This window comes from Novosphingobium taihuense, from assembly GCF_007830315.1.
Lineage (GTDB): Bacteria > Pseudomonadota > Alphaproteobacteria > Sphingomonadales > Sphingomonadaceae > Novosphingobium > Novosphingobium taihuense.
The window spans coordinates 261,420-286,644 of record NZ_VLKJ01000006.1 but is presented as its reverse complement, the minus strand read 5'-3'; the positions used below and the strand labels follow the sequence as shown (position 1 = coordinate 286,644).

24 protein-coding genes, 1 tRNA gene and 1 pseudogene are annotated in these 25,225 nt (G+C 61.0%); 11 read left to right on the top strand and 15 right to left on the bottom strand.

Annotation, left to right across the window (positions count from 1 at the left end):
* Positions 1-277: transposase (locus IQ25_RS13985; RefSeq protein WP_144906848.1), on the bottom strand; the 277-nt coding region annotated here is incomplete at its 3' end.
* A 444-nt stretch (positions 278-721) separates the two neighbouring features.
* Positions 722-1,027: a hypothetical protein gene (locus IQ25_RS13980; protein WP_144906846.1), complete on the bottom strand. Its 306-nt coding sequence runs from the start codon at positions 1,025-1,027 to the stop codon at positions 722-724.
* Between the two features lie 363 nt (positions 1,028-1,390).
* On the opposite strand from IQ25_RS13980, the gene IQ25_RS13975 reads away from it, so the two are divergent.
* The 7 genes from IQ25_RS13975 to IQ25_RS13945 all read left to right on the top strand — a co-directional run bounded on the left by IQ25_RS13975 (position 1,391) and on the right by IQ25_RS13945 (position 8,651).
* Positions 1,391-1,906, top strand: coding sequence for a Csu type fimbrial protein (locus tag IQ25_RS13975; protein WP_144906845.1), 516 nt, complete (start codon positions 1,391-1,393; stop codon positions 1,904-1,906).
* Positions 1,907-1,989: 83 nt separating this feature from the next.
* A complete protein-coding gene (locus IQ25_RS13970) occupies positions 1,990-2,658 on the top strand; it encodes a fimbrial biogenesis chaperone (RefSeq protein ID WP_158637750.1) in 669 nt (222 codons plus the stop codon).
* 23 nt (positions 2,659-2,681) lie between these two features.
* Positions 2,682-4,997 carry a fimbria/pilus outer membrane usher protein gene (locus tag IQ25_RS13965; protein WP_144906841.1) on the top strand — a complete coding sequence of 772 codons (2,316 nt, stop codon included), beginning with the start codon at positions 2,682-2,684 and terminating at the stop codon, positions 4,995-4,997.
* A 23-nt stretch (positions 4,998-5,020) separates the two neighbouring features.
* The gene (locus tag IQ25_RS13960) at positions 5,021-5,479 is read left to right on the top strand and encodes a spore coat protein U domain-containing protein (RefSeq protein ID WP_158637749.1); all 459 of its coding nucleotides are present in this window, start codon (positions 5,021-5,023) and stop codon (positions 5,477-5,479) included.
* A gap of 231 nt (positions 5,480-5,710) precedes the next feature.
* The gene (locus IQ25_RS13955) at positions 5,711-6,448 is read left to right on the top strand and encodes an imm11 family protein (protein ID WP_144906837.1); all 738 of its coding nucleotides are present in this window, start codon (positions 5,711-5,713) and stop codon (positions 6,446-6,448) included.
* A gap of 291 nt (positions 6,449-6,739) precedes the next feature.
* Positions 6,740-6,958: a hypothetical protein gene (locus IQ25_RS13950; RefSeq protein ID WP_144906834.1), complete on the top strand. Its 219-nt coding sequence runs from the start codon at positions 6,740-6,742 to the stop codon at positions 6,956-6,958.
* A gap of 229 nt (positions 6,959-7,187) precedes the next feature.
* Positions 7,188-8,651, top strand: a complete 1,464-nt coding sequence (locus IQ25_RS13945; protein ID WP_144906832.1) for a sensor histidine kinase — start codon at positions 7,188-7,190, stop codon at positions 8,649-8,651.
* 16 nt (positions 8,652-8,667) lie between these two features.
* Here the strand turns inward: IQ25_RS13945 and IQ25_RS13940 are convergent, their stop codons facing one another.
* Positions 8,668-9,021: a response regulator gene (locus IQ25_RS13940; protein ID WP_144906831.1), complete on the bottom strand. Its 354-nt coding sequence runs from the start codon at positions 9,019-9,021 to the stop codon at positions 8,668-8,670.
* Positions 9,022-9,274: 253 nt separating this feature from the next.
* Between IQ25_RS13940 and IQ25_RS13935 the strand changes: the two genes are divergently transcribed.
* The gene (locus IQ25_RS13935) at positions 9,275-9,907 is read left to right on the top strand and encodes a tyrosine-type recombinase/integrase (RefSeq protein WP_144906829.1); all 633 of its coding nucleotides are present in this window, start codon (positions 9,275-9,277) and stop codon (positions 9,905-9,907) included.
* 185 nt (positions 9,908-10,092) lie between these two features.
* Here the strand turns inward: IQ25_RS13935 and IQ25_RS13930 are convergent, their stop codons facing one another.
* The 5 genes from IQ25_RS13930 to IQ25_RS21040 all read right to left on the bottom strand — a co-directional run bounded on the left by IQ25_RS13930 (position 10,093) and on the right by IQ25_RS21040 (position 14,799).
* Complete coding sequence (locus IQ25_RS13930) at positions 10,093-11,487, bottom strand: alpha,alpha-trehalose-phosphate synthase (UDP-forming) (RefSeq protein WP_144906827.1); 1,395 nt, start codon at positions 11,485-11,487, stop codon at positions 10,093-10,095.
* Positions 11,484-13,268 (bottom strand): glycoside hydrolase family 15 protein, encoded by a 1,785-nt coding sequence (locus IQ25_RS13925; protein WP_144906825.1) that lies wholly within the window; start codon positions 13,266-13,268, stop codon positions 11,484-11,486. Before IQ25_RS13925 ends, IQ25_RS13930 begins: the two co-directional genes overlap by 4 nt.
* Entirely contained in the window at positions 13,265-13,975 is a 711-nt protein-coding gene (gene otsB / locus IQ25_RS13920; RefSeq protein ID WP_258537038.1) for a trehalose-phosphatase, read from the bottom strand. Before otsB ends, IQ25_RS13925 begins: the two co-directional genes overlap by 4 nt.
* 127 nt (positions 13,976-14,102) lie before the next feature.
* Positions 14,103-14,639: a hypothetical protein gene (locus tag IQ25_RS13915; RefSeq protein ID WP_144906821.1), complete on the bottom strand. Its 537-nt coding sequence runs from the start codon at positions 14,637-14,639 to the stop codon at positions 14,103-14,105.
* 1 nt (position 14,640) lies between these two features.
* A complete protein-coding gene (locus IQ25_RS21040) occupies positions 14,641-14,799 on the bottom strand; it encodes a hypothetical protein (RefSeq protein ID WP_158637748.1) in 159 nt (52 codons plus the stop codon).
* 305 nt (positions 14,800-15,104) lie between these two features.
* Here IQ25_RS21040 and IQ25_RS13910 point away from each other — a divergent pair, with 305 nt between their 5' ends.
* Both IQ25_RS13910 and IQ25_RS13905 read left to right on the top strand, forming a co-directional pair.
* Complete coding sequence (locus tag IQ25_RS13910) at positions 15,105-16,025, top strand: hydrogen peroxide-inducible genes activator (RefSeq protein WP_144906819.1); 921 nt, start codon at positions 15,105-15,107, stop codon at positions 16,023-16,025.
* Between the two features lie 80 nt (positions 16,026-16,105).
* Complete coding sequence (locus tag IQ25_RS13905) at positions 16,106-17,392, top strand: DUF4118 domain-containing protein (RefSeq protein WP_144906817.1); 1,287 nt, start codon at positions 16,106-16,108, stop codon at positions 17,390-17,392.
* A 5-nt stretch (positions 17,393-17,397) separates the two neighbouring features.
* Here the strand turns inward: IQ25_RS13905 and IQ25_RS13900 are convergent, their stop codons facing one another.
* Positions 17,398-18,732 carry an SLC13 family permease gene (locus IQ25_RS13900; protein ID WP_144906814.1) on the bottom strand — a complete coding sequence of 445 codons (1,335 nt, stop codon included), beginning with the start codon at positions 18,730-18,732 and terminating at the stop codon, positions 17,398-17,400.
* Positions 18,733-18,790: 58 nt separating this feature from the next.
* On the opposite strand from IQ25_RS13900, the gene IQ25_RS13895 reads away from it, so the two are divergent.
* Positions 18,791-19,681 (top strand): hypothetical protein, encoded by an 891-nt coding sequence (locus IQ25_RS13895; protein ID WP_144906812.1) that lies wholly within the window; start codon positions 18,791-18,793, stop codon positions 19,679-19,681.
* A 37-nt stretch (positions 19,682-19,718) separates the two neighbouring features.
* Here the strand turns inward: IQ25_RS13895 and IQ25_RS13890 are convergent, their stop codons facing one another.
* The 6 genes and pseudogenes from IQ25_RS13890 to IQ25_RS13870 form a co-directional block, all read right to left on the bottom strand.
* Positions 19,719-20,993 carry a cation:proton antiporter gene (locus IQ25_RS13890; RefSeq protein ID WP_144906810.1) on the bottom strand — a complete coding sequence of 425 codons (1,275 nt, stop codon included), beginning with the start codon at positions 20,991-20,993 and terminating at the stop codon, positions 19,719-19,721.
* Between the two features lie 114 nt (positions 20,994-21,107).
* Positions 21,108-22,301 carry a DUF2254 domain-containing protein gene (locus IQ25_RS13885; RefSeq protein ID WP_144906900.1) on the bottom strand — a complete coding sequence of 398 codons (1,194 nt, stop codon included), beginning with the start codon at positions 22,299-22,301 and terminating at the stop codon, positions 21,108-21,110.
* Between the two features lie 492 nt (positions 22,302-22,793).
* Complete coding sequence (locus tag IQ25_RS13880) at positions 22,794-23,396, bottom strand: hypothetical protein (RefSeq protein ID WP_144906808.1); 603 nt, start codon at positions 23,394-23,396, stop codon at positions 22,794-22,796.
* 396 nt (positions 23,397-23,792) lie between these two features.
* Positions 23,793-24,425 (bottom strand): tyrosine-type recombinase/integrase, encoded by a 633-nt coding sequence (locus IQ25_RS21440; RefSeq protein ID WP_407070598.1) that lies wholly within the window; start codon positions 24,423-24,425, stop codon positions 23,793-23,795.
* Positions 24,420-24,946, bottom strand: a pseudogene (locus IQ25_RS21485) (tyrosine-type recombinase/integrase); the annotation flags it as partial. The gene IQ25_RS21440 and the pseudogene IQ25_RS21485, both read right to left, overlap by 6 nt.
* Before the next feature lie 166 nt (positions 24,947-25,112).
* Positions 25,113-25,188, bottom strand: a tRNA-Phe gene (locus IQ25_RS13870).
* Positions 25,189-25,225 lie beyond the last annotated feature (37 nt).

Genomic DNA, 25,225 nt, shown 5'->3' with positions numbered 1-25,225 from the left:
GGAAGCGCTGAAACGACAAGCGATCCTTGATCTGGAATTCCGTTGCTTCGTCTGACAACGAATAGAGCGCCTGCAGCACCAGGATTTTGAACATCAGGACCGGGTCGAACGGTGGTCGGCCGCCCTTGCCACGGACGCTACGGCGCAGAGCGGCAATCAAGGGACCACGGAATACCTCAAAGTCGATCACCCCAGCCAAACGCTCAAGCGGATCACCCGCTGCGCTCAAGGCCTCGTACCGGTCCGAAAGATCAAAGAAACCGGGCTGTCCCGCCATCATCGCCTCCGCTCATCCACAAAGGCAGTGAATCACTCAGTGGCCCTCAACGCCAGAGGTTTTTCGAGGCATCCACATGGCTGAACCAGCCAACCCAAAAAGACAGTGTCGAATCGCCTACACGACCATCGACCGGAACAGGTTGATGAGCCACATGGCTTTTCGCAGAATGTTGCCGGAGGTGATCTCTCCGAAGAGACGCGCGTCGTTTCGAGACGCCGAGCAGTGGACGTGGAGAGTGGTCGCACAGCGACCTTGCGGCTGTCAGCCCCAATCGATCTCCAAACCGAGGTTCGGTGAGTGGCAGCCCAAAGACAGTAAGGAACACGCTTTCGCAGCTAAGAATGTCGTGCCCTGAAGAGCCAATGCTAATCGTCGTTTGTCTAACACCTTTGTGTAGAAGACGCTGTTTTGGGACTGTCGCGAGGACAACTCTGCAGACTTTTAGGTGCTTTGAGAGGCGGTCGGGGACAGTTCCGTCTGCAGTTCGTCCGCGAAGGTCGCGTAGTCGGTGTCTGCGATCACCGTAAGCCGGGCGATGCCTTCATCACGGCGGCGCAGGGCGTGGTTGTCGACAGGCAGGCGCAGGCCATGACCCAGCAACTGGCGGCGCGAACGCTCGGTCGCCATTTCACGCAGGGCGCAAATCTGAAACACGTTGGGGTTGTCCCAGCCTTCGCGCAGGGCAGAGTGGCTGAACAGGAAGCGAAGGGGCTCTGCCTCGTCCAGCAGCTTCTCCTTGTCGCGCATGATGAGGTCGAAGGTGCGTTCCTCAACCTTGTCGTCGGCAGTGCTTTTCGAGACCTCCTTGTCCTAGAACGGGGAGACTGCCGATTGAGCACGATCAAAATCCGGGCCTCTCCTGCGCTACTGCCATGTTGCAGCAAGTCTTGCCCTAACAGCGGCTGGTAAATAATTTCTTCGATTGCCCTTAGAACTCAACGCAATCTGAATTTGCAGATTGCGCCAAATACAAGTGCCTACCTAAAGCGAAAATGTCTAATGTGTTTATTTCGCACGTTAAATGCTGAATTGTTCTAATAAATATCAATAAGTATACTTGCTTATGTCGCCATTGACTGTTTCTGTAGGCAGCAAGGTTAACGGTAGGGTATGGAAAAATTTTATGCACCTTTTGCCGCCTGCGTCACCGGTGCCATTGCTGCCGGGCTTCTGGCTATCGCCCCCACAGCAGCGCACGCCGCGACCGCAACCGATACCATGGCCGTTTCCGCGACGGTGCAGAGCGCGTGCATCGTATCTGCCAGCGCGCTGGCCTTCGGATCCTACAATCCGACATCCGGTACGAATCTGGATGCCACCACGACGCTTAGCGTCACATGCACATCAGGCACGTCCTATACGGTCGGACTGAGCGCGGGCAACGGCAGCGGCGCCACCGTTACCAACCGCAAGTTGACCAATGGCGCCAACACCTTGAGCTATACGCTTTATCAGGATGCTTCGCGGGCGACGAACTGGGGAAACACCCCCGGCACGGACACGCCTGCCAGTGCAGTAGCCGGGGCCAGCGCCACGTCGCTTACGGTTTATGGGCGTGTCGCTTCAGGGCAGAACGTACCGGCAGGCACTTATACCGACAGCGTTACCGTCACGGTCAATTACTGATGCGCCCTGCACGGCACCTTCTCCCATTCGTCGCCATCATAGCGAGCTGCGCACAATCGGCCCATGCTGGCGCACTTCGTGTCATGCCTGTGCGTGTCGAAGTTGCAGCCGGTCGCCAGTTCTGTGCGCTGACGCTCGGCAATGACGCCGATCGGCCGGTTACGGTGCAGGTCCGCGGCTTTGCATGGACGCGCGATGACATGGGTTCGGACAGGCTCGATCCGGTCGATGCACCTGTCGTCAATCCTGCCATCATGACGATTTCCGGTGGCGGAAGCCGCCTCGTGCGCTGCAGCCTGCCGCGCGAAGCTTCGGACGGACAATCGGAGCAGCAATGGCGGCTGATCGTCGATGAGCTGCCCTTGCCATTGTCCGAAGTGGCGCCCGGCACCGTGCAAACGCTGCTGCGCCTGTCGGTGCCGGTGTTCCGGACATCCGCAAACGCAAAGCCCCAGCTTGGCTGGTCGATACAGACCTTGCCCGACAAGGCGCAAATCCTTCGGATCACCAATTCGGGCACGCGCCGAGCGCAAGTCATCCGCGTGATGCTGCATCTTGCCAATGGCCGGGACGTTCCACTCGATCGCAGCTTTTACCTTCTGGCCAAGGGTGCGATGGTTCTGCCCGTTCCGCCGGGTATCGCAGCCCAGATTTCGTCGGTGACGGCCCAAACCGATCTTGGCTCTCTGGCTGTGGCCTCCGGTTCGGGGACAGACAGCAAGCTGGCCCTGCTTCAGTCTTCAGAGCGATAGAAGCAAGGCCGCGAGCGCAGCGTGTGCTGTCCCAGCTCCATATCTGCGCCGCATTGGCCGTGCTTGCGCTTTCGACGCCCGTAATGGCTCAGGCAGATTCCACTGCCCCTCAACCGGTCGGCCTGATTCTCAATGGCATGGCCATGGCCGAGCCAGGCCTGCTTGTAATACAAGATGGGCGTCTTCTTACCCGCGTCGAGGATCTGCGTCAGCTTGGCATCGAAGCTGCCCTGACCACCGCCGTCCTGCCGATTGATGGACAGGACTATGTCGAACTGGGCAGGATCGCAGGCCTTTCGGCGCAGTTCGATGCCGAGCAAGCGAACTTGAAGATATCCGCCAGCCCCGAGGTTTTTCCCCACCTAGCGTTTGCCCCGCAAGACACGCGAATACCGCTCTCTCCGATCCTTCCGGCACAGTTTCTGGGCTACGATCTCACTTTGTCCTCATGGGGTGCAAAGGCTCAGCTCTCGGGGCTGCTGGACGCCGGTATCTCGGGCAAGTGGGGGGTCTTGGGGAGCACCTTCCTGCTGACCGGCAAGGGTCTGCACACTGCCAGACTGGATACGAGCTACAGGCGCGAATTTCCCGACCAGCGCCTTCGCCTTGTACTGGGCGATTCGATCAGTCGGGCGGGACCGGGCGGACAGCCGCTGCGCTTCGGCGGGTTCCAGTTCGGCACCGACTTCGGGCTGGACCCGCAAGCAATCAACTTTCCTTTGCCCGTGGTCGGCGGCAGCGTCGCATTGCCCTCGACGGTGGAGTTGCTCTCGCAAGCCCAGCGACAGTCCTACGACGTCGCTCCGGGGGCGTTCGCCGTCGCCCTGCAGCCGCGCATGACCGGAGCCGGGCAAGTGACGATGAGCATCCGGGACGTGTCCGGAAATTCCCGGCAGGTTGTCCGAAACTTCTATACCAGCGCGGATCTGCTGCGCCCCGGCTTGACCGATTTCAATCTGGAGGCAGGAGCCTTGCGGCAGGATTACGGCGCCGCCAGCAATCACTACGGCGCCTTTTTCGCTGCGGCTGGCGTGCGGCACCCGTTTGCGTCGTGGTTCACGGCGCAGGCGCGGGTCGAGACCAGCGCGGATGCATCAGTCGTCGGCCTCGGAGGCAGCATTGTCGCCGGGGCGCTCGGGGAAGTGAGCGCGTCCGGTTCGCTATCCGCGGCGCGCGGAAAGACCGGCTATGTCGCGCGCGTTCAGGCAAGACGTTCGACGCCAACTTACAGCCTTTCTGCCAGCATCGAGACGGCATCGCGAGATTTCCAGTCGCTCGGCCAGAGCGTGTTTCAGACCGGCGCGCGCCGCGAAATCGCACTGGCTGGCAGCGTCTCTCTGGGCAGGGCAGGCGGCATCAATCTGGCCCATGCTTTTCTGGGCGAGGGTGGCGGCACGCCTTCGGCGCGCAGCTTCTCGATGACATCGGCATCGTACAATGGAAGCGTTCTGGGCGGGGGCTTTGGCGCCGGGGTCCAACGGACACGCTGGCGTAGCGCCGGCCGCGCCGGTACTCACTGGTCGCTGTTTGCCAGCTATACGATCGCGATCGGTCCGCACAAGCGCGTCTCGCAATTTGCAGAAACCGGGCGTGTGGCGACAACCATCGACATGTCTCTGCCCGATGGACGGGGGTATGGTCTGCGCGGTCTGGTCGGCGAAGATCACGGCACGCCGTGGCTCGAAGGGGCATTGGCCGTCCGCACCGCGGCAGGCGATTTCGGCCTTCAAGCCAACAAGCGCGGGGCATTTTCCGGGATTCAGGCCACGGCGAGCGGCGCTATCATTCGCGTGGGAGACACCGTGTTGGCAACGCCGCGTCTCGACTATGCCTTTGCGTTGATAGACGTTGCGGGCGACGAGACCGTGACCGTGACGCTCGAGAACCGCGAGCTACCACGGCAGGCAGGCGGCGGACGCAAGGTCATCGCCACCGGGCTTCAGCCTTATGCGCCCAACCACATCGGCATCGATGCCTCGAGCATCGCAATCGACGCTGCCCTGATCTCTGCCGACGCGCTGGCGACGCCCGGCTGGCGGCAGGCCGCGGCAGTCCACTTCGGCGACAGCAGCCGTCGACCGGCACGTTTCCGGCTGGTGGAGACGACGGGACGAGCGATCCCTGTCGGAGCGACTTTTCGATCGCGGACCGGCGGCGGCATCGTCGGGTACGATGGCGAGGTGTGGATGGACGACCACACGCCGGGCGATGCGCTGATCGTCACGCTGCCCGATCGGCAATGCCGTTCGTTCCTGCCGACGACCGGCGCTGCGGGCGCGCAGGGGCAGATGCTGAAGCTGCCGTGCGAACCCTATATCGAGACGGAAGCCGTGCTTTGAAACCATTGCGATACATACCGCTTGTGGCAGCGCTTCTTGCTGCGGCTATCCCTGCGCCTGCCGTGGCGGGATGCCCGGCGTGCAGCTGTTCTACATCGACCACCAACCTGAACTTCGGCACGTACAATCCGGCAAATTCCACGCCGACACAGGCGACATCGACCGTCACGGTCAGCTGCTTTTCGATACTCGTCCTGATGGTCGGCACCCTCGATGTCGGGCTTACTGCCGGAACATCCGGCACAGCGGCGGCCCGGACGCTGGCCAACGGGACCTCGCGGCTCAATTACAACATCTATCAGGAGAACGCGCGCACGACCGTGTGGGGCGGGCTCGGCACAGGTGGCATGTTGCAAACCGTGTCGATCAATGGCTTGCTCACGTACACCAAAAACATCACCGCCTATGGCAGCATCCCGGCGCGACAATGGGTGAATCCGGGCACCTATTCGGATAATATAGTTGTGACGATTATTTACTGAAACTGCGCCAACGCATTCGCCAAGAAAATTGACTAACAAAACATGATATGTTTTTACTCAACTTCAGAGCCATCCTGATCGGCGGCTTCCGGCAGGACCTGACGTTCACTGAGCATAAAGAGAACGACCGACAGTGGTCGCCTGCTGCCGGAAGCGGAACGCCGCTTCGTGGGACTTTGCTGTCGTTCGCAATACTTCTGCTGAAGGGCAGAACTGGCCCAAGATCAGTCATTGGCTTCAGTACTCAAATTTGCCAGAAGCGAAAAGCGTTATTCGGCCAAGCGGCAAAAGGGTCTGATTGTGAGCTACACCGTCTGGGACATGGAATATCATCATCCACGAGTGCGCTATCAGCCAAAAACTCGCATACCACGAGGGACGATGGACGAAAAATTTCTGCATTGGCCCAAAAGCGTTCACACCGGGGCGAAACTGACCTTGGAAAAGTGGACGCCCGATGGTGGCATAACGCCGCATATAAATGTTTTTACCTCGGGTTGCCGCGTGATTCCGGAATCGGTCCCAACCAAGCTGAGTTGGCATTCCAAAGTCAACCCAGACGATTTTCTTTGGTCCAAAGTTTACTCCGTCAGCGATTTAATGCGCGCACTAATCGAAAATCTTGACCCTGAGGCCCATCAGTTTGAACCCCTCGAACTCGTTAAGTCCCGACACAGCCTATTGGAGAAGAGATGGTTTTGGAACGTCCTCAATCGTATTTCTTCGATTAATCCCGAAAAAACTACAATTGAACCGAGTATGCTTCCTTCCGGGGCACGCGACTATGGTAGGCTAAATACTTCAGGCGAAGAGTACGTTTTTGATGCCGAGCGTATCGGATCCCGTCACTTCTGGAGAGACATGCACACTTTAAGTCCGGTTCTGTTCTGCACTGACGTTGCGAAGATGGAGTTCGAGAAGCGCAATTTCACTGGCGCCAAGTTCAGGAGGCTTGGTATCGCCTACTGATGACGGCAGTCTGGTCTCATTGGTGATACCCAAACAAGATCAGGGGAAATCCGATCAATGGCCGAGTGTCGAGAGAACTTGCCCGTCTTAACCAGAGGGCGCGCAATGGCCGGTGTTGGCGAAAACTGACATTCCCCGCAGTGCGCTGGAACGGCGAATTATGGTCGGCTGCTGCAGGTGGCACCTCAGGCATCTGTGGCATACCCAGAGCAAATTGGAGCTTACTCCGCTGACGTCGCGCCGCCGGAACTGGTCGTGCAATGACGGGTTCTCTCGACGAAAGGAATCACGATGATTGGCAAAATTTTCGGTGCACTCGCGGGTAAGCGTATTGCCGAGCATATGTCAGGCAATAACGGCGCTGGTGGTCTTGTGATGGGCGTAGCGGCCGCATCGCTACTTAAGCGCGCCGGCCCGCTCGGACTCGTCGCCGCCCTTGCTGGCAGCTACTTCCTCAAGCGGCGACCGGACCATCAATCTGCGAGCTATGCCAGGCCCAGCAAGAAGTGAGGCAATTCGCGCACAGATCGCGCGCGCCGTTTGGATTGCCGTTCCGCAAAAACGTTCACACACGACAAGATCGACTGAGTTAAAGCACGAGGGGCGGACGGCTCGCCGGTGTCCACTTACAGCACAGGGTTGGACTGAGACAAACACGATAGGCCCTCGAACTTGGCTTAGTGCTAAGAAGGATTTTGGGCCGCCGCGCGGCTCGTCAGATTGCAAGGCTGATTAGAACATGCAGAGTTTCGATTTGCCCCCGTTGAACGACCACGAAACACTGCAGACGATCACAGATTTCGCTGCCACGCTCTGCGAAGCCCCGATCGCTTTGGTCAGCTTTGTCGAGACCGAGCGCCAATGGTTTCCGGCACGAATTGGGCTGGCAGCGAAAGAAACGCCGCGAGATCAGTCTTTTTGCGCACATGCCATGCTGGGCAAAGACATTATGGTAGTGCCCGACGCCAGTCTGGACGATCGCTTTAAACAGAACCCCTTGGTTACGGGCGATCCGAACATCCGTTTTTACGCCGGCGCTCCACTAATTTCGGACGAAGGCGTTCAGCTGGGTGCCCTTTGCGTAATTGATCCCGAGCCACGCGCCGACCTAACGCCAGCGCAGCGCCAAGGCTTGCAGATTCTCGCTGCGAACATCATGCTTTTCCTGACGTCGCGTCGGGCTTCGCGGCGTAGCGACCAAGAGCTGGATGAGCGGGAAGCGAAGTTCCGTGTGCTCGCTGATGCAATGCCACAGATGGTATGGTCGACTTTGCCTGACGGGTTTCACGATTATTACAACGCCCGTTGGTACGAGTTTACCGGTGTCGCACCGGGATCGACCGATGGTGAAGGGTGGAACGGCATGTTCCACCCTGACGACCAAGAGCGGGCATGGTCGGCCTGGCGGCACTCGCTGGAAAGCGGCGAGCCTTATGAAATCGAATATCGTCTTCGCGATGCTTATGGGCAGTATCGATGGACGCTGGGACGTGCCCTGCCGCTCCGCGATGATGGTGGGAAGATCACGCGCTGGTTCGGAACCTGCACGGACATTCACGACCACAAAATGATCCAGGTGCAGCGAGAGGTGGTTGCGCAGGAGCTGAGCCATCGGATCAAAAACATCTTTTCGGTGATCAGCGGGCTGATCACCTTCTCGACGCGGCATCATCCCGAAATGCGGTCCGCGGCGAACGACCTACGCGATCGCATCATGGCTCTGGGTCGCGCACATGATTTTGTCCGACCGCATAGCGAGGCGTCGAAACCCGCCGAAACGCAGAACAGTCTTTCAGGCATGTTGAAGGAGTTGTTGCAGGCCTTTGCCGAGCGGGTCCTTGTCGAAGGCGATGATGTCACGATCGATGATCAGTCTGCCACTCCGCTGGCGCTCGTGTTCCATGAGCTGGCTACCAACGCCGCGAAATATGGGGCGCTGTCGGTTACGGACGGTCAGGTGCGGATACGGTGTACGTCCGACAGACAGTTCGCTCATCTGGAATGGCACGAAACCGGTGGGCCGGCCGTCACCGCGCCGCCGCACGACGGATTTGGCACCAAGCTTATCGAACTCAGCGCTGTCCGGCAAATGGGTGGTCGTGTGACACGCGATTGGGCACCTGACGGTCTACGTCTCAGTCTCAAGGTGCCGTACGCGTCGCTGAACCGTCCTCCAGTGCCGGCATCTAACCGTGAAGAATAACCTCATTGCCCAATCTTCAGGCGTTGCTCTGCGCCGCAAGCGCTGTGGCTGTTAATATCGCTTTATCCGTGAAGGGCTTGTGGATACAGCCGACAGCCTGGGGCGCTATTTCGCCGATCTGGGCAGGATTGGCGGTAACATAGACGACGCGAACACCGTGTTTTGACGCCAGTTCGCGTGCGATCTCGGGACCCGTGGGTCCATCACGAAGGTTGAGATCGACAAATGCGACTTCAGCGTTGATGCCTGCTGACAGTGCTTCGGATTGATCTGCCGCGATAGCGATGACGTTGTACCCTGCATCTTCCAATATTCGCTCGATCTCCATAGCTATGAAGATTTCGTCTTCGACAATCAGCACGGATTTCATAGGCTTCGCCTCTTTTGCCAGCATCTAATGCCGGACGAGGGACATCGTTCCTTAGAGCAAGCAGGTCGCTCGTCCTGGGCGCACTGCAGTCCGGTAGCTTCAGCGGAGACAACAGTCCGGTTTCAACGAAAGCGGTCGTTGCTACAGGGAGCGTGAAATGGCCAAAGTTGGTCGGCACATGCCCCGCAGGAGTTTACCGATTGGGCCGACAGGCGTTTTGCAGATGGCCAATCATGGCCATTGGAGAACAATCATGGAGATGCCGGAAACAGAGCCCAACACCACCAAACGTCAGGTCTGGAATGCGGGCAGGACAGTCGGCGCCAAGCGGGCGCTGAAGCCAAAACAAATCTGGGAGATCCGCTTTTACCTCAATCAGCGCCGCCGACTGAGAGATCGGGCACTGTTCGACCTCGCAATCGACAGCAAGTTGCGCGGCTGCGACCTTGTTCGGATGAAAATTGGCGATGTCGTCAACGGCGGACAGATCCGAACGCGGGCAATTGTGATGCAGCAAAAAACGGGGCGGCCTGTTCAATTTGAGCTTCTTCCTGATGCCCGGGCCAGTCTGCTGGCGTGGCTCGAACGGCGGGGTGGCACTGTGGACGATTATGTCTTTCCAAGCCGAGTTGATCACAATGGGCACCTCAGCACCCGCCAGTATGCTCGGCTTGTCGACGAATGGGTGACCGGGGTGGGGCTCATGCGAAGCGAATATGGCACGCATTCGCTTCGCCGAACCAAGGCTTCGATCATATACCGGGCGACAGGCAATCTGCGCGCTGTCCAGATCCTGCTCGGCCATAGCAAGATCGAGAATACGGTGCGCTACCTCGGCATCGACGTCGAAGATGCGCTTGCCATTGCCGAGAACACCGAAATTTGACCAATCGGCTCCTCGCCTTCGGCGAGGGGCCAACATTCCAGGGCATAAGGCCTAAGCAGTTGCCCCCTATAAGCCGTGGAATGGCTCGAAGCAGTCGTAAAGGGACCACGCAGCGCATCGTCGCGACATTCTACAGCAGGCACCTGCATTCCATGTTGAGTGGCTTCGAAGTATGTGCCTGGATGTCAGTTTCTGAGTACCGAGCCGCAAGCCTGCTCGTGGCGATCCTGAAGCGCGTCGGTAAAGCGCTTCGACCACCACATCACGTCGTGCTCTTCCACGCCATTCATAAGCCTTCGCCAACGTTGGATCCGTTCTTCGCGCGGCATCGTGATGGCGCGGCTCAAAGCGTCAGATATCTCTTCAGCGCTGTGCGGATTGACGAGCAGTGCTTCGGGCATCTGGTCTGCCGCACCGGCAAAGCGTGACAGGATCAGCACGCCGGGATCTGCGGGATCCTGCGCGGCAACATATTCCTTGGCGACAAGGTTCATGCCGTCGCGCAAGGGCGTGACGAGCCCTACCTTGCTGGCGCGATAGACCCCGGCGAGCAAATCGCGCGTGTAGCCCTGGTTGACGTATCGGATCGGAACCCAATCAAGGCCGGCGTGGGCCCCGTTTATGCGCCCCGCCAGCCCTTCGAGCGTGCTGCGAATGCGCTGGTAGCTGTCGACCGTGCCGCGCGAGGGCGGGGCGATCTGCAGGAGGGTGACTTCCTTGCGCTCTTCGGGGTGCTCGACAAGGAACCGCTCGTAGCCGAGGAAGCGCTCTTCAAGTCCCTTGGAATAGTCGAGCCGATCAACGCCGACGATCATCGTGCGGCCAACGGCACTTACCCTGACCCGTTCGTAGGTTTCCCTGGCCTTCTCGCTTGCGGCAAGGGCGGCAAATTCCTTCGCATCGATGCCAACCGGGCAGGCGATCAGCCGCAGGCGCCGCTCGCCCACGGTCAGCCAGCCGTCGTCGTCGACGGTTCCGCCCAGTTCGTGCGACACGTAATCGCAGAACGATTGCAGCCATTCCTCGGTATGGAAGCCGATCAGGTCATAGGCGAGAAGGCCCTCGGTAAGTGCGCGCGCTTCGGGCAGGGTGGCCAGCAGACGGCGGGGCGGCCAGGGAATGTGCAGGAAGAAGCCGATGCGGTTTTCAACGCCGCGAGACCGCAGTTCCTTGCCCAGCGGGAACATGTGGTAATCCTGCACCCAGACCAGATCGTCCGGCTCGATCAGCGGCAGTGCGGTTTCGGCAAAGCGCTCGTTGGCGCGCTTGTAGCCATCGGCGAAGCTGCGTTCGTATTCGGCGAGGTCGATCCGGTAGTGGAACAGCGGCCATAGCGTACGGTTGGCGTAGCCATCGTAGTATTCCTCGATGTCCTGCTCTTCCAGATCCACCGTGGCCGTGGTCACGCCATCGACGCGTTCCATGTTGATGTGGCCGGTAAATTCGCTGGTCTCGTTGCCGGACCAGCCGAACCAGATGCCGCCATGTTCGCGCAAGGCTGCGGAAAGCGCGACCGCAAGTCCGCCTTGCGCGCCGCCACCGGCGCTGACGCGGTTCGAAATGACTATAAGCCTGCTCATCGTACAGCGTTCCAGGGTTTGCTCAGCAGGCCGGCGCAATTGATCAGGCCGACCAGTGAGTAGGTCTGCGGGTAATTTCCCCATAGCTCGCCGGTTGCCGGATCGATGTCCTCCGAAAGGAGGCCCGATTGCGTGCGGCGGCTGAGCATTTCTTCGTAAAGCGCGCGGGCTTCGGCACTGCGGCCTGTCAGGTGCAGCGCTTCAATCAGCCAGAAGGTGCAGACGTTGAAGGCGGTTTCGGGCAGGCCGAAATCATCCTCGGTGGCATATCGCAGCATGTGCGACCCGCGCCGCAGGCCCTGTTCGATGGCGGCAAGCGTGGAGACGAAGCGCGGATCGTCCGGCGCAAGGAAGCGCAGGTCGAGCAACTGGATCACGCTTGCATCGAGATCGTCGCCCGAGAATGTGGCCGACATCCGCTCGGTCTCGGGACGCCACGCGGCCTGCTCTATCCGCTGGCGGACGGCGGCTGCGCGTTCGCCCCAGAAGGCGGCGCGGTCATCAAGGCCAAGCGCGTGCGCGGCGTTGCCCAGACGATCACAGGCCGCCCAGCACATCGCCGCCGAATATGTATGGACCGACTGGCGCGTGCGCAGTTCCCACAGGCCGGCATCGGGTTTGTCGAACAGTGCCCATGCCCTTTCGCCGACCTTTTCCAGCGCTTCGAAATCGGCAGGGCCGGACATGCGCAGCAAGCGCTGGTCAAGGAACGCCTGCGTGTTGGACAGGACGATCTGGCCATAGGCATCGTGCTGAACCTGCGAATAGGCGGCATTGCCCACGCGGACCGGCCCCATCGCGCGATAGCCGGGCAGTCTTTCGGCAACGCCTTCGTCCAGCTTCGCTTCGCCGAGCACGCCATAGAGCGGCTGGATATGGCCACCGCGCGCATTGTCGACGATGTTGCGCAAGTAGGCGAGGTAGCCTTCGAGCACGTCCAGCGCGCCGAGGCGATTGAGGGCCTGCACCGTGTAATAGGCATCGCGGATCCAGCAGTAGCGATAGTCCCAGTTGCGCTGTGATCCGGCATGTTCGGGGATCGATGTGGTCAGCGCGGCGACGATGGCGCCGGTCTCCTCATGCTGGCACAGTTTGAGCGTTATGGCTGACCGGATCACCACGTCCTGCCATTCGACCGGCGTCGCCAAGCCCCGCACCCAGTGGCGCCATTCGGCGGCGGTTGCCTCGAGCATCTGTTCGAGGGTTTCGGCAAGGTTGCCCGAGAAGCTCTCGTCCGGGCCGAGGAAGAAGTAGTGCGCCTGTTCAAGACGGAAGGCCCGTTCCTCGGCAACGAGGCCGACCGGAGCGGACGTGGTCAGCCGCATCGTCATGGCTTCGGACAGGTAGCGGATATGGTTCGATCCGCCGATGGTCATCCGGCAGCTGTTGCCCCACCCGCAAGTCGGCCGCAAGCGCATGCGGATGCGAGGGCTGCCGGCGATGGGACGCACGATCCGGGCATAGGCCACGGGGCGATAGGTGCGGCCATTGCGCGGGAAATAGGGGCAGAAGTCCAGCACCTCGATCTCGCCGCCATTGGCATCGCGGTGGCGGGTGACGAGGATCGGGGTATTGCGCAGATAGCTTTGGGTGGTTTCCACCCGGTCTTCCAGATCGATTGCCCAAAGGCCTTCCCGCGGCGCTTCACCGCCCAGCAGGGCAGAGAAGAACGGATCCCCATCAACCCGCGGAATGCAGCCCCAGACAAATGCGCCCGAGGTATCGACCAGCGCCGAGACCTGGCAGTTGCCGATTGGCCAGAGATCGAGGGACGCTGTCATGCCGTTGCTCTCCAGAGCCATTCGCGAAGTTTCTCCGGCGAGCGCAGGCCGAATGTGGCAAGCGTGGGCCGGGGCTCGCCGACAAGGATGGCGTGGCCGCCGAGTTCCAGGACCGCTTTGAAGCCGGGTTCGTCGGTCACGTCGTCGCCCGCGAAGACCGGGGTGGTGCCGGCAAGGCGCGGATGCCCCATCATGGCGAGAATGGCGCTGCCCTTGTTCGCGGTGCCCACGCGCAGTTCCACCATGGACTTGCCGTGCTGAAGGTAGAGGTCGTGCAGGTCAGCCAGTTCTTGCGCCAGCGTGAGGGCAGAAGCCCCGGCTTCGGGGGCCAGGCGATAGTGCAGGGCGACGCCGAGGCTCTTTTGCTCGACCAGAACGCCGGGCCGGTCCTGCGCGAAATCGCGGAAACTGGCCGCGACGTCGTCAAGCGCGGCAGGCCGCGAGGGGCTCTGGATGACGCCGTCCCAACGATGTTCGCAGCCATGGCTGCCGGAAATCCAGAGCGTGCCCGCAGCGTCGCCCAGCATGTCGTCGATCTGGGCCAGCGATCGTCCGCTGACCACGGCGACCCTGCCGTCCATGCGCCGCATGAGTTGCCCGATCAGGGCCTGCGTCCGATGATCAGCGCGGACATCTTCGGGGCTGTCGACAAGCTCGAACAGCGTGCCGTCGAGATCCAGGAAAAGCGTGGCTTCGTGCAGAACCACGTCGGGCGGAGCCGCTAACGCGAGTGTGGCATTCCCGATTGTGCTTCTCCTGAATGGTGTCTCCGCAGCCGGGCGCTGCGCCCCGGGCCCTATCGGAACCCGTGCGCAGGCCGTTTTGTTCCGGCGATCAGTTTGCCGCCGGGTTAGGCTTTGCCGCAGCGTCGAGTTCTTCTGCGGTCAACGAAATGAAAAGACCTTGCGGACCGAGACCTACCGCGTTGCGGGCAAGTGCGACCGGACCTGCGGTGCGATCGATCACGACCTTGTCCGCACTCACTTCCTTGAGTGTGCCGATGGGCGTCCCGGCCTTGCCCTTCACTTCCGCGCCAACCACGAGCGCCGCTTCAAGCGCGGCTGCCGCCTTCTGTGCCACAGCTGCGACCTGTTCATCGATCTGGGCCTTGGTGATGGTCACCATCGGACCCTTGGCGCCAATTCCGAAAGCGGTTCTGGGCAGCGTTGCCTTGTGGGCTCCGGTATCGACGACGATGGCATCGCCGGTCACGCTGTCGATCTTCCCGACTTCTCCGCCCTGCGGATCGTAGATTACGGACCCGACGGTAAGGTTCGGAGTTGAGCTTGCCGTCGCGGTAGCCTGAGCCGAAGCGGCTGAGGGAAGGGACAGGGCAGCCGTGGCTGCGAGGACCAGAGAGATAACGCGCACTTCAAGAACTCCCATCTAGTTGAAAATCTGGCTTTCCGTCGGCACCGATGCGGCAGACTTCGCGCCCTTCGCACCACAGCACAGCCGGGGTGGACGATGCGTGATGCGCCGCCAGCGCGATTGCGGCGGGCATGGCGTCGGCTTCATACTGAACCGTCACGCTTTCCGATCCTGCAGTCGGCTGCAGTACCAACTGAAACAATGTCATCGACAAAGACCTCGTTTGCCCCGTTCGACCTCCTGCAACAGGACAGTCGGCAGCGTTCGCGCGGTGAAACGGCGCATCTTTTGCCGCAAAGCCTGCCACGGGAGCCTGACATGGCGGCCCGCCGAGGAGGCCTTCCGTGGAGCTCCCGATCAGGAAGGTGTCCGGGTACGTGCGGAAAACCCTTGCATGGCGCCGTGCAATAGGTCCAATTGAAAGAAACAGGTTGATCAGATAGATTTTCTCAATCAGATTTGGACATGCTTTCTTTCCGCCAGCTGCAATATCTCGTCGCGATTGCAGACTATCAGCACTTCCGGCGTGCAGCCGCCAATCTCCACGTGTCGCAGCCGACGCTGAGCCTGCAGGTGCAGAAGATGGAGGAACACCTCGGGGTCATCCTGATCGAGCGCGGGGTGACGCCGGCAAGGCTCACGCCGGTCGGCCGGGAAATCGTGGCCCGCGCCCGCAGGCTCCTGCTCGATCTGACCGACCTTGAAGACTGCGCCCGCAGAAGTGCAGGCAAGCTGATCGGCACGATCAGCCTTGGCGTATCGCCGACGATCGGGCCCTATCTTCTGCCCGGCATCGTCGGCGTGCTGAAGCGCCAGATGCCGCAGGTGCGGCTGCATATCCGCGAGGGCATTCCCAGCGAGCACATGCACGAACTCCGGCACGGCGCGCTCGATATCCTGTTGACGCCCGTTCCGGTTGTGGGTGGCGACCTGCACGTCGAGACGCTGTTCGAGGAACGCCTGCAGGTGGTGGCCCCGCCAGAGCACCCGCTTTCCGGAAAGCGGCGGGTGACCAGGGCCGACCTTGCCGGCAGCGAGGCGCTCGGCATCGATCCGCGCTATCCGTTTCATAACCAGACCCAGGACATCTGCGACGATCTGGGGCTGGACCTGCTGAGCGACTATGAAGGAACCAGTCTCGACAGCCTGTGCCAGATGTGCGCTTCGGGGCTTGGCCTGGCGGTCCTGCCCGAACTCTACCTGCGCTCCGAGGTCGGGGGGCGAAACATTGTCACGCCCTTGCAGATTCACGACTGGTCCGCGCGGCGTTCGATTGCAGCAGTCTGGCGAGCAGGATCGGTCTATACCGAGAGCTTCCACGAGATTGCGATGGCGATCCAGCGCGAGGCGCTGCTTTTGCTGAAGGACGTTTGCGAGGCGGAATAGCCGCGCTGTGCGTTGTAGTTGAAAGGGCCATGGTGGAAGTCCGACCCGATGGATGACGCGAACGTAAAGGTGACGGAGCATTGACAAGCGAAACGGAAGGCAACTCCTTCGCCGAAAGATCGCAGGCCATCTTTCCATCGGACGAGCGGGTGTGCGTGGTGCTTGATGATGGCAGGGATTGCGCGCGCCTTGTGGCGCTGGGCTACGATCTGGCGCAAAGGCTCGCACGGCCATGGGAGGCGGTCTCGATCGAAACGCCCGGTACTGCCGCAGGTGCGAGCACCGACAACGGGCTTGGCGCGGCGCTTGGAGAAGCCGCGGCCCTTGGCGCTTCAATCCATCGCGTGTCCGGAGCGACGACGGCCTCGGCGGTGGCGCAGCATCTGCAAGGCATGGCCGCGCCGCATATCGTGCTGGCCTTGCGTCCGCGCGGGTTGATCGATCGCATCCGCTATGGCGCGCTGGTCGAGCAGCTGGCAAAAGCCTTGCCCGGCGCGACGTTCCACGTGGTTGCCGGAGAACAGCCGCTACGGCGGGCGAGGCCGTGGATTGCCGCACGCAGCACCCCCAGAGACATCCTGCTGACGGTGGCGGGCGTGATGATCACGATGGCCATCGCGCTGCTGCTGCGCGAGTTTACCGGCGCAACCTATCTCAGCATCCTGTTCCTGTTTCCGGTTCTCGCGGCATCGGCAAGGTTGGGGATGCTGGCCGCGGCGGTCGGCGCCCTGCTGTCGACGGTGCTGTTCAATCTGTTCTTCCTCGCGCCCGGCCTTTCCGCCAATCCCCTGGCCGTGCAAAGCTGGGTCATGGCGCTGATCCTGCTTGGCGTGGGGACCTACACCTCGTGGTTGACCGGGACCTTGCGCAGCAGGATCAACCTGAGCGACCGAAACGCCCAGGAAAGCGCAGCGCTGGCATCCTTTGCGCAAGATCTCACGCGGGTTTCAGACTGGACATCGACGGCCGAAGTGGTTTGCCGCGAGATAAACCGCATGCTTGGCGCAAACGCGATCGTTGCGCGCGAGATCGCGGGCAGGCTGGAGATTGCAGGATCGTTCCCGGAAAGCCTCGCGCTCGACCCGCTGGACGAAGCGGCGCTCGATTGGGCCTGGACTGCTGGAGAGATGACAGGAAGCGGTAGCGCAAATCTCGCCGAGGCGAGCTGGCAGTTCCATCCCCTCAAGACCTCGCTGGGCACTCTTGCCGTGCTTGGCCTATCCAAGGGTGATGGCCGTGACCCGGTCATGCCGCAGCAGAAGGTTCTTCTGGCCACGATGATCGCGCAGGCTTCACTGGCCCATGAACGCTTGCGGCTCGAAGCCGCGGTAATCAGCGCTTCCCAGTCGCAGGAATGCGGAACTTAAGACGACTAGAACGGGAAGAAGTGGTGTATTGCCATTACTGCCACGGCCCAGGTCAGCAGGTTTAGCGGCAGGCCCACCTTCACGAAATCCATGTAGCGGTAACCGCCCATCTGGTAGACGAGCACGTTCGTCTGGTAGCCGAAGGGCGTGGCGAAGGCGGCGCTTGCGGCCATCATGATCGTCACCAGAAACGGACGGGGGCTGACGCCGAGGCTTTCGGCCAGGGCCACCGCAACAGGCGTCAGCAGGACCGCAACGGTGGCATTCGACAGGAGCTCGGTCAGTAGCAGCGTTGCGCCATAGAGCAGGATCAGCGCCGTCAGCGGACCCACGCCATTGACCGAGCCGATCATCCAGCGGGTGACTTCGGCGGCAAGGCCGGTCTGTTCCATGGCAATGCCGATGACCACCATCCCTGCGATCAGCAGCAGGATTTCCGGCCGCAATCCTGCATAGGCCTGATCGGGCGATATCACGCGAAGCACGATGAGCAGGACGGCACCGGCAAAGGCAGCCGCGGCAATCGGCACAAGATCGATCGCCGCCACGGCAATCACGCAGACGAAGATCGCCACGGAAATGAGCGCCATCCTTGGCCGGAACTCGTGGACTTGCGCGTAGACCTTGGTGTCTTCCAGGGAATCGCCGGTCAGGTCCACATGGCTTACGGAATGGCGTTCGATATCGGCGCGGGACTGCGGCTTGCCCGGTTCCTCGGCAGGTGCCGGGGCGCCTTTCACAAGCCTGCCGGTGAACAGGATCAGGTAGATGCCCCCCGCCAGCGCCATGGCAAGGCCGACCGGGGTGATCTCGAAGATGCCGAACGGTGCCTGCCCGGATGAACGGGCCATGTCATCGACAAGGAGGTTCGTGGAGGTTCCGATCAGCGTGCAACTGCCACCAAGCACGGCAACATAGGACAGCGGCATCAGGAAGCGCCGGGGGTCGAGCCCGATGGACTTTGCCACGTCGCGGATCACGGGGGCAGCCACCACCACGATCGGGGTGTTGTTCAGAAAGGCCGATCCGACACCCGACATGCCGATCAGACCCCACAACCCCGCTGCCCCGGTCCTGCGACAGAAGACGACGGCTTTCTCGATCGCCTTGTCGAGCAGACCAGACAGCTCCATCGCGTAGGCAATCACGAACAGCGAGGCGAGCGTGAGAATGGCGGGGCTGGCGAATGCGCCCTGGACTTCGCTGGGCCGGACAGCTCCGGTAACCAGCAGGATTGCAGCGCCACTCAACGCAACGACATCGGCCCTCATGCGGTCGGCAATCAGCGCGGCGACAACGCCCACGAGGACCACCAGGGTCAGGATCTGTTCAAGCGTCATGATTATTGAATGCTTACAGACAGATGACCTTTCCTACAATCGATGCTAGGCTTTGCGGATGATCGAGGCAAATTGCAGCAGAGAATGGCCGTCCCGTCGGTCGGCGGGCCGGGCGCTGGCCCTTGCAGCCTTTATCGCCCTCGCCGGCTGCCAGCGTTCCGATCCCGCGCCTGAGGCATCGGCAACGCCCGAGGTTGCCGAGGATTCGCCTTCGACCACGACTGCGGCGGTCAAGGCGCTTTCTGCCTTGGGCCGTGCCGAGATACTGGTAGCGGTTGCAGCGGCGGCGGACGAAGTTGCGGCTGGAAATCCCCTGCCGAAATCGAACATCGAATTGGCGAACCGAAGCTTCGAACTGACCATGCCCATTGCATGCGGGGACGGCGCAAACGGTGGCTGGGGTTCGTGGAGCTTCGATCCGGCGACAAAGGTCTTGCGGGTGAGCTTTAGCCGGCAGAACTGGGCCGGCGACCCGTTATTTGCGGACCTGGCCAATGGCCAGCCGTTCGAAACGGCCGAGGGCTTCTGGATCGAACGGCCCTGGACACGGTCGGAACAGTGCCCGCGTCCTGCCGCCGATGCGGAAACGCCTGAAACGCCGGAAAAGGCAGATTCGAAAATCGCAGACGTGAAACCGGCGGTGCAGGCCGCGCCGGACAACAGGCTCGCGCTCGTGCAGTATTTCTCGTCCGACGCGCCGCGCAAGCTGCTGCGGGGCAAGAGGCCTTATGCCTATACGGCGAAACTGGCCAAAGATGCCGAGCCGACACCTCGAGCGTTCCGGATCAGGATCGAAGGACGGATCACAGCCTTTGGCGATGGCCAGCCGGTGCATTGCGTAAACGGCCAGACGACCAAGCCGCCGGTCTGTGCAGTGGCGGTCGAATTCGGCAAGATCACCCTTGAGGATGCCGCTACTGGCGAGCCGCTGGCAGACTGGGACAGCTAGGCCTTCGCATCAGGCGGGGCCCATCACGCGGGGCCCATCACGCAGGGTTCGCGTTCCTGTTTTCCAGGCGCTGCAGGATGCCGGCAATCGTCCCGCCCTGCACGATGACCGTGAACAGCACGACGGCGTAAGTCGCCGCGAGGATCAGGTCACGTTCGCTCCCGTGGGGCAGGCCCAGCGCGAGAGCCACCGAAATGCCACCACGCAACCCGCCCCAGATCAGGGTGACGGGCACGATCGCGCCCGCAGCCCGCGCCTTGCCGAAGGCCGAAAGCGGCAGGATGACCGATACCGACCGGGCCAGCAGCGAAAGCGCAATGGCTCCCCCGCCGAGCAGGATCAGCCCTGGATCGCGCGGCACGGTCACGGCTTCCAGTCCGATCAGCAGGAACAGCACGGTGTTGAGGATATCGTCGATCAGGTCCCAGAACTTGTGCAGGTAATCGCGCGTGGTGTCGCTCATCGCATGGGCCACCCCGGCGTTGCCGATGATGAGGCCCGCAACCGCCATCGCGACTGGACCGCTGACGTGCAGCGGGCTGGCGATGGCATAGCCGCCCATCACCGACGCAAGGCTGATCATGACCTCTACCTTGTAGTCGTCGATCGAGCGCATGGCCCGAAATGCGATCCAGCCGATGACCATGCCCAGCAGGATGCCACCGCCCGCTTCCTCGGCGAACAGCAGTGCCGCGTGACCGAGATCGAGCGGAGCGCCGCTGGTGGCCGCGGCCAGCAGGATCGCGAAGATCACCACGCCAACCCCATCGTTGAACAGGCTCTCACCGGCTACTGTCGCTTCCAACAGCGGCGAAACGCTGGTGCGCTTCAGCACGCTCATGACCGATACCGGATCGGTCGGGCTGATCAGCGCGCCAAACACGAAGCACCAGATCGCGGGTATCGCATAGCCCATGGCACTGGTGAGAAGGAGGAACCCTGTCCCGACGATGGCCGTCGAAAGCATCACGCCAACCGTGCTGAGCACGAGGATCGCCCAGCGTCCCTTGTGCAACTGCTGCCAAGAGACATGGAGCGCGCCTGCAAACAGCAGGAACGAGAGCATGCCGTCCATCAGGGTGGCGTGAAAATCGATCCCTGCGATGAAGTCTGCCAGGTCGCGGCTGACAGAACTCGAAGGCAGCAATTCGTCCAGGGCAACGACCAGCAGCGATGCCAGTGCACCCATGACCGTGAGGCCAATGGACGACGGCAGGCGCAGGTACCTGAAGTTGACATAACCCAGCACGGCCGCGACCACGATGAGCACGGCGGCCGCGTTGAAGGGCGTGAGAAACAGGCTACCGATCACGCGGCTGGCTCCTTGTCATGCCGATGGCGCAGGATCCGATCCGCCCCGGTCCGGGTTTCCCTAGCTTGGTCGATCTGCCGCTTCCAGTTCAATCGGACGCTCGCGACAGTGCCTTCAGGACCAGTAGCGGCGATGTATCCGGGCAATCTGCGACCGGTCGGCTTCGGCTGTCATCGCGGCCATCGCGCGGGCTAGCGCTTCGGCTGCGGCAGCCGCGCAATCGGCGCGTGCAGCAGGCTCTGCCTCGGCCAGAGCAGCGAGCGACTTCTGCAATCGGATCGCCACCTCGATGAGCCCCGCACCATCGCGCGCAATCGGGCGGTAGAAGTCCTCAAGCAGTTCGGGAAAGCTCAGGGGTGGAACAATCACCTTGTCCGAGCAAGGCCCGTCGGTGCTCTCCTCGATTGCGACGATTGCCGACAGGACCCTCGTGCCAGCCTCGATCACCGAAATGGCGGTCCCCGGATCGTTCACGGCGGGCGACAAGGCGCGCGAGGCGATCTCGGAAAGGACCACAAGACCAAAGCGTGGATCGTGATCGAAGGCGCGATCGTGCGCGACGGTGAAGGCCGAACGCAAGGTCTCCACCTGCTTCGCGTCTGGCCGGGCGGTGGTCCAGGCAGCCATCCGCGACGGATCGGCCATGGTTCCAGGTGGGGCCGACAGAACGATCTGGCCATCGATGTCTTCAGCCACTTCCTGCAGAACGGCAATGTCAACGTGCGTAATGCGGCCGATGTGCTCGAGATGGATCAGGGCCGCACCATCAGGAACATCACGCTCCCTGCGTGGCCCGAAGCGCGGTGGGCCGACCGCAGATGTTGCCTTCATTGCTGCTGTTTCGACACGGGCGATCGTATCATTCACGCGCCCGAAGCGGGTGATGTGTTCAATCCAGCGAAGAAAAGTTATGACGATGGTGGCGATGACAACGATCGTGCCGCCAAGCAGTATGACCCGGCCACTCTCGCCATAAAATCCCGTCGACAGCGCGATGATTCCCACGATGGCGAACAGAAAGCTGCCAAGGAACGTTGCCAGCGCATTCTGGGCGGTCGCATCCTCGACGAGCAACTGCACCGCGCGAGGGGTGATATTGCTCGTCGCCCCTGAGTATGCAGAGACCATTGCCGTCAGCGAAAATGTCGTGACAGCCAACATGCTCGATGCGAGCACGTTGAGAATACTGTCGACCGAACTGGCACCAACCTTTGTCGCAAACTCATAAGAAATGACATGGCCGATAATCGCGCTGGCGAGTGCCAAGCCTATCGCAAACACGCAGAACAGTCCTGCTCGAAACCACATGCGCCGCGTCAAAAGCCGCAAGGCCCACTGCCATTTCTTCAAGACCTGCCCCTACCATTCGCATTCACAAGAACAGAATAGACGACTACGCCAATAGTTCCGCAATCGGGCCAGCCCTGACAGGGGTCATGAGATGGCAAGATTCGAGGTTGTGAAGAAAAGCGCTCCTGCTGACCTCTCTTGAGATGTCCAACCAGATGCGACTGACCGGTTGCAGGGCAAGCCGACGTTCACCGCGGCGCACCCGAACGACCGGATCTGGTCGAGGGCCGACATGAGTTATAACAGATTTGAACACTGCTTAGCCACTACCTCGCTTCGTCCGAGCTCTTTGCAAAAGCGTTTGACCGCCCCTTTCCTATTCCAGCAGCGATGGCGATGAGCGTGATATTCTCGACAACACTATGCTTGAGCGGACCCATGCAGTCGCAATGCACCTGAAAAATTTCGAAGCTATTCACGCAGTAGCTCTGAATAAATAATGTTCGCGTGCTATCGTATTACAGCTTCCGAAGGTTCCTCGTTCGCCTGAGCAAAATACTCTCGCAATGCTTCCTCGACCTGCAGCAGCATTTTCGGCTTGAGATCGCCGCGGAAGATTTGGCCCCACACTGCAGAGTTAGCCGCCTCCCAGTTGTACTTGGGCGGTCGCCCCCTTGCTGAAGCGTCCTTGCTGTTCCGTGAAAGGGCTAGCTCAGGAACGGCATCTAAGGCCTTCCTGTGGAAGTGTAGTCCCTGCATTGATATAATTCGCTCTCGATTTGGTCCTACACCTTGCGCCGACAGCCGCGTTCGTGTGAGGCTGATGTCACTAGGTGAGATAGTGAAGTCGATCCAAAACCAGCCCGGAACGCTCCATTCCCGCTCTTCCCAAAGCCAAGGGGAATTTGCAAAGGCTTTGGCTTGCGCCAGCACTGCCTTTGCTGTGACGAAGCCGCAACGCGCTTTCTCTATATTTGCGGTCAAGACGTCAAAGGGGCGGCTTGCAGCCTTAGCTTGCGCCATCTCGATCACTCGATAAGCGGGAATCCACTCAAGATCAGATGCGACTGACAACGAACGGGCGACTGCCGCGCGCAGATGAAATTCAAGCATGTCTAGGACGCCGCTCAGGGCAATTGTAATGCCGTAGGCGCGGAAGCTTTGGTTCGTCGAACTGAAAATGTCGCCCGCATCTAGGTCTTGGACCTTAAAGTCCGCCGAGCGGGCCCAAACGTTAGCCGGAACGACGCAATTCTCGAATCTCTCACCGTCAATCGTGATGGCCTAGCCGCGACCTACTGCGAGCCCTTCTCGAAGCCTCGAAAACAAGTTAGCTGCGTTTCCTGCAAGCTCCAATGCCTTGCCAATTGGTATCCAGTGTTCCGCCATAGTTCGCCAGTATGCGCGAACGAGTGGAAACAGCAATGCAATGTGAAGCTAACGTTGATGCATCTGGTGCAGAATAACGACCTCAGCACCCTTCCGGAGTTGATCCAAGAAGTCCGCCCATCATTGCGCCATATCCACCCGTTCCTGCCAGTGCTGGCCGCGATGGTAGGCGGCGCGCACGGCGTCTTTGTCCTTGTGGGCCAGTGCGCGTTCGATCGCGTCTGACGACCACTTGCTCGATTCGTTCAGGAGCGTGCTGGCCATTGCGCGGAAGCCGTGGCCAGTCATTTCGTCGTTGGAGTATCCCAGTCGACGAAGCGCGGCGTATACGGTGTTTTCCGACATCGGGCGAAGGTGCGTGCGGATCGACGGGAAGACATACTGACCATCACCCGTCAGGGCGCGTGCCTCGGCCAGCACGGCGAGCGCTTGGCGCGACAGGGGCACGACGTGTTCGGAACGCGCCTTCATCTTTTCTGCTGGTATGCGCCAGACCTTGGCGTCGAAGTCGAACTCCGACCATTCGGCATAGCGCAGTTCGCCGGGGCGCACGAAGACCAGTGCCGCCAGTTGCAGGACGAAGCGCGTGACGGGGTGGCCGTCATAGCCGTCGATTGCGCGCAGGAGTTCGCCCGCCTTCTTCGGTTCGAGAATAGCGGCGTGGTGCTTCGACTTGTGGCTGGTCAATGCACCGCGCAGATCGCGCGTCGGGTCTGACGGTGCCAACTGGTTCGCGATGGCGAAGCGGAACACTTGGCTAGCGAACTGCAATGCGCGGTGCGCGGCTTCGGTGCGCCCGGTGGTTTCATACTTGCGCACGGCTTCCAGCATTTCGAACGGCTGGATTTCCGCGACAGGGCGCTGGCCTATGGTGCGGTCCAGCAGCTTCAGAAGCCACTGTTGCTTGTCCGTGGTCCGTTCCGAACGGACTTCACGCTTGCACTTGTCGATGTAGCTTTGCGCCACGACGACGCAGGAATTGGCAGCGCTGACCTTGGCGGCGTGGCGGTCCTGCTTCTTCGTCTCCACCGGATCAGTGCCAGACGCGAGCAACTTGCGGGCATCGTTGCGCAGATCGCGTGCCGCCTTCAGCGACACTTCAGGATAAGCGCCGAACGCCAGCTTCTTCTCGGTGCCGCCGGGGGGCGGTATTTCATCCGCCATAGACGCCCGCCAGCGAGGGAAACCTGAAGATAGAGGCCCTTCTCGTCGGCCACGCGATAATCTTTGGCGAGGGCCTTCAGAGCGCGGATCGCACAATCGCTAAGGGCCATCTTGGGGGCCTTTCAAATCAGGCTTTTTCACAAGGCCCCCACAAAGGCCCCCAAGATCGACCGAATATCGGCGAACAAAAGCGAGCATCAGCGGTAAAGCCGACGCTAAAAGTGGTAGATTTCCGTGGTTTTTTCAAGCTTTGGCGGGGTTTGGCGAACAGGCCAATGGTGCCCGGGGACGGATTCGAACCGCCGACACGCGGATTTTCAATCCGCTGCTCTACCAACTGAGCTACCCGGGCATCGTCGTCTGCCATGTCTTCGAAGAGACATGGCTCG